Below are 4,689 nucleotides of genomic sequence, written 5' to 3' on the forward strand. Positions count from 1 at the left end.
ATGCGCATCGGCCGTGGGGGAGCGCCGCGCCGCCGCCGGCGGGGAGCAGGTTGACGGGGGAGTGGTCCGCATCGGCACGCTGGCGGACCTGCGGCCGAAAACCCTCTACGCCGGAACCGCCACCGCGGAGACCACCGTCACCGGACTGGTCTACGACACGCTCACCACCTACGGCCACGACAGTCTCGTCCCCCGGCCGCGTCTCGCCGAGTCCTGGGAGATCGACGGGGCCGGCACCACCGTCACCCTCCACCTCCGACCTGGTGTCCGCTTCCACAGCGGCGACCCCCTGACCTCCGGGGACGTCGCCGCCTCGCTCTCCAACTACGCAGACCCCTCCCACTCCGGCCAGCTCGCCCGCACCGCCGCCCTGGTCAACCGGGTGGAGACCACCGACCCGGCGACTGCCGTGCTCCACCTCGACCACCGCGTCAACAACCTCTTCGACCTGCTCAGCATCGTGCCGGTCATCCGTGCCGCCGACGTCGACGGCTTCAACGCCGGGACGGTCTTCAACGGCACCGGCGCCTTCCGGTTCGGCACCTGGCACCCCGGCGCCAGCCTCCGGTTCACCGCCGACACCGGGTACTGGGGCGGGGCACCGACGCTCGACGGCGCCGAACTGGTCACCGTCCCCGACGAGCGCACCCTGTTCTCCCAGCTCCGGTCCGGGCAACTCGACGTCGTCGCGGACGCAAGCCCCCGCGACCAGGAGATCCTCGAGGACAACGACCTGTTCACCGTGGTCGACCGTACCGGGGTGGACGCCAACACCTACCTCGGCCTGGACACCGCGTCCCCCGCTCTGGAGGACAAGCGCATCCGCCAGGCCGTCGGGTGGGCCGTGGACCGCGACCGCATCCTCGACGAGGTCTTCCGCGGCCGGGGCCGCGCCGATTCACTGCCCTGGCCCACCTACTCCCCGGCCTACGACCCCGACTACGCCGCCGGCGGAACGAAGGCCTACCGCCTCGACAGGGACCGGGCCCGCACCCTCGTTGAACAGGTCGAGCAGGAGACCGGTCCGGCACCGGAGATCCCCGTCGCCTACGCCGCCGGCAGCCAGGTCGAGCAGAACATCTCCCAGATCCTCGCCGCCGACCTCGCCGACGTCGGACTGCGCGCCAGACTCGACCCGCAGGAACCCGGCGTCATGCTCGACAGGCTCCGCGGCGGCACCTTCGGCGGGATCTGGGTCATGGGGCACGGCTTCTCCCAGTTCAACCCCTCGACACTCACCGTGAGCGCCTTCCCCTTCAACTCGCAGAAGAACGGCTCCAACTTCACCGACCCGGACTACGTCACCCACACCGGGGACGCCTGGACCGTCGCCGATCCGGAGAGCGACGCTGCCCGCCGGATCTACGCGCAGGTCAACGACGATCTCGTGGAGAACGCCTTCATCCTCGAACTCGTCGCCCCGGATTCACCCCTCATCACCACCGCCGCCCTCCACGGCGTCGACTGGTCGAAACGCAGCGAACTCGACCTCGCAGACGCCTACCTCACCGACTGACCACCGACACACCACCGACACACCACCGAACAGGAACCCCATGTCCCGTCTCCTCCTGCGCCGCCTCCCCGCAGCCCTCGGCGTCATCCTCGCCGGATCCGTCATCGTGTTCACCCTGCTCCGCCTCATCCCCGGCGACCCGGCGGCGTCCCTGGCCGGTCCGGACGCGCCACCCGAGGCCGTCGCCGCCCTGCGTGACCGGCTCGGCCTCGATGAACCACCCGTCAGTCAGTACCTGCACTGGGCCGGCGGCCTGCTCACCGGCCACCTCGGTGATTCGCTGGTCCTCGGCGGTTCCGTCGCGTCCCTGCTCGGGGCGGCGGTGGGGAACACCGTCCTGCTCACCGCCGCCGCCCTCGTTCTCGCGGTCGGGCTGGCCATGGTGTTCGCCGTCGGGCCGGAACTGATGCGGGGGCCGGTCGCCCGCGGACGCGCCCGGGAGATCGCCACCGCCTTCTCCTCGGTCTCGGTCGCCGTGCCGAACTTCGTCACCGGCACTGTCGCTCTCATCGTCTTCGGCGTGCTTGTCGCTGTCCTGCCCGCCGGGGGAGTGCCCCGCGACGGGCTGCTCGCCGATCCGCTGATCACCGCCCAGTACCTGCTGCTGCCCGCGGTGTGTCTCGCCCTGCCGGTCGCCGCGACCCTCACCCGCTACCTGTCGGACGCCGTCGCCGCGGAACTCTGTCTGCCCTACGTCACCACCGCCCGGGCGACCGGGCAGTCCCGCCGCACGACCGTGCTCACCCAGGTGCTGCCGAACGCCCTGCCACCCACCATCACGGTGCTCGGCCTGCAGGTCGGCCAGCTGCTCGGCGGGGCGGTGATCATCGAGGTCCTGTTCGCCTGGCCCGGCCTGGGCTACCTCGCCCAGCAGGCCGTCACCCAGCGCGACTACCCGGTGGTGCAGGTGCTCCTCGTCGCCTCCGTCGTCGTTTTCGTCATCCTCCAGACCCTCACCGACCTCGCCCACGCCGCCCTCGACCCGAGGATCCGGCTGACCCCCGCACCGGCAGGAGCCCCCGCATGAGCCGCACCGGCCGACACCTGAACGCCCTCACCCACGGCCGCGGCCTCGTCGGAACCCTCGCCGTCGGTCTGGTCGTCCTCGCCGGACTCGCCGCCCCGGTGCTCGCCCCCTACGCGCCGGACGCCCAGATCCCCGGCGCCAACCTGCTCGGCCCCGGTGCCGCGCACTGGTTCGGCACCGACACCGCCAACCGGGACATCCTCTCGCGCACCCTCTACGGCATCCGGACCAACCTGCTGCTCGTCGTCCTGGCGGTCCCCGCCGGGGCGGTGACCGGCGGGCTGGCAGGGCTCGTCTCGGCGCAGTGGCGGTGGCTGGACGGCCTGATCCAGCGCAGTTTCGACCTCGTCCTCGCCTTCCCCACCATCCTGCTGGCCATCGCCGTGACGATGATCCTCGGCCCGGGCCTGTGGACCGTCTTCCTCGTCACGGTCCTCGCCGAGATCCCCGTCTTCGGACGCCTGGTCCGCGGCGTGGCCCTGTCGGTGCGCGAGCGCCCGTATGTCGAGGCAGCCCGCACCGTCGGAGCCCCGGACACCTGGATCCTGCGCCACCACATCCTGCCCAACAGCATCGACCCGCTCATCGTGCAGCTGGCGGTGGCGATGTCCGTCGCCGTGTTCGTCGAAGGGGCGATGAGCTTCCTTGGACTGGGGGTCGTGCCGCCCACCCCGTCGCTCGGCTCACTCATCAACGAGGGCGCCGCCTACGCCTGGCACGCCCCCTTCTACGCCGTCGGCCCACTGGCCGTCGTCGTCCTGCTCACCCTCGGACTGTTGCTCATCGCCCAGGCACTGTCCCACGCCACCCGGAACGAGGTTCCCGCATGACCGGCCCGGTACCGTCACCCGTCCTGTCCGTCCGCGACCTGTCGATCACTTTCGCCCACCCCCGGCCCGCCGTCGTCGACATCAGTCTCGACCTCCATCACGGCGAGATGCTCGCCATGGTCGGCGAGTCCGGGTCCGGCAAGTCCATGACCGCCCGGGCGATCCTCGGCCTGCTCCCACCGGGGGCGGACGCCGCCGGCTCGGTCCGGCTCGGGGATACCGAGCTGCTCGGCGCGGACGAGCGCGTCCTCGATGACGTACGCGGACGCCGCATCGGCCTGATCTTCCAGGAGCCCCAGTCCGCCCTCAACCCGGTGCGCACCATCGGCTGGCAGATCGCCCGCGCGGTCCGCGCCCACGACCGGTCCATCTCCCGGACCAGGGCACGGGAGAAGGCCCGGGAGCTGCTGGAGACGGTGGAGATCCCCGAGGCGTCCGCCCGGCTGAGGTCCTACCCCCACCAGCTTTCCGGCGGGCAACGCCAACGGGTGGCGATCGCCCTGGCCCTGGCCGGGGACCCGGAGATCCTGCTCGCCGACGAACCGACGACCGCGCTCGACGTGACGGTGCAGGCCGGGATCCTCGACCTGCTCGACCGGCTGCGGGAGACCCGGGGCCTGTCGGTCGTGCTCATCACCCACGACATGGGCGTGGTCGCCGAGCACGCCGACCGGGTGATCGTCCTGCGCCTCGGCGTGGTCGTCGAGGAGGGGCCGGTGGACCGGATCCTGTCCTCCCCCGCGGAGCCGTACACCCGCGAGCTCATCGCCGCAGTACCCACGCTGCGGGTCGGGGGTGCCACCACCCGTGACCGGGAGGACGCCCCGCCCGTCGCCGCAGCGGACCGCGTCACCGTGCGCTACCCCGGGGCCGGGACGGACGCGCTCTCGGAGGTCTCCGTCTCCGTCGGTGCCGGTGAAACCCTCGGCCTGGTGGGGGAGTCCGGGTCCGGCAAGTCCACGCTCGGCCGCGTGCTCGCCGGCATCCAGACCGTCGACCGCGGTGAAGTGGCCACCCGCCCGCCACGGCAGACCGCCGTGATCCAGCAGGATCCGGTCGCATCCCTCGACCCGCGCAAGACCGTCGGCTGGTCGGTCGCCGAACCGCTGGCGGTGCACCGCGTCGGCACGCGTGCCTCGCGCCGGGCCCGGGTGGCGGAACTGCTCACCGCGGTGCGGCTGCCGCCGGACATCGCCGACCGGAACCCCCGTGAACTGTCCGGCGGCCAGCGTCAACGCGTCGCGGTGGCGAGGGCGCTCGCCCTGGAACCGGAACTCGTCGTCGCCGACGAACCGACCAGCGCCCTCGACGTGCGG

At 72.2% G+C, this 4,689-nt stretch carries 4 protein-coding genes; all 4 read left to right on the forward strand.

What is annotated here, in order from left to right; all coding sequences use genetic code 11:
- On the forward strand, positions 1 to 1,516 hold a 1,516-nt coding region (locus QZV72_RS00425), incomplete at its 5' end, for an ABC transporter substrate-binding protein (RefSeq protein WP_297003931.1).
- 40 nt (positions 1,517 to 1,556) lie between these two features.
- Positions 1,557 to 2,543 carry an ABC transporter permease gene (locus QZV72_RS00430; RefSeq protein ID WP_297003932.1) on the forward strand — a complete coding sequence of 329 codons (987 nt, stop codon included), beginning with the start codon at positions 1,557 to 1,559 and terminating at the stop codon, positions 2,541 to 2,543.
- Entirely contained in the window at positions 2,540 to 3,373 is an 834-nt protein-coding gene (locus QZV72_RS00435; protein WP_297003933.1) for an ABC transporter permease, read from the forward strand. The genes QZV72_RS00430 and QZV72_RS00435 overlap by 4 nt, the downstream gene beginning before the upstream one ends.
- A partial coding sequence (locus QZV72_RS00440; protein WP_297003935.1) for an ABC transporter ATP-binding protein occupies positions 3,370 to 4,689 on the forward strand: 1,320 nt, incomplete at its 3' end. The genes QZV72_RS00435 and QZV72_RS00440, both read left to right, overlap by 4 nt.

The sequence above is a fragment of the uncultured Corynebacterium sp. genome (assembly GCF_902782855.1).
Taxonomy (GTDB): domain Bacteria; phylum Actinomycetota; class Actinomycetes; order Mycobacteriales; family Mycobacteriaceae; genus Corynebacterium.

What these genes read in the sequence shown, in the direction of transcription:
- QZV72_RS00435 (WP_297003933.1), top strand. Translation starts at nt 2,540, where the DNA reads ATGAGCCGCACCGGCCGACACCTGAACGCCCTCACCCACGGCCGCGGC.
- QZV72_RS00430 (WP_297003932.1), top strand. Translation starts at nt 1,557, where the DNA reads ATGTCCCGTCTCCTCCTGCGCCGCCTCCCCGCAGCCCTCGGCGTCATC.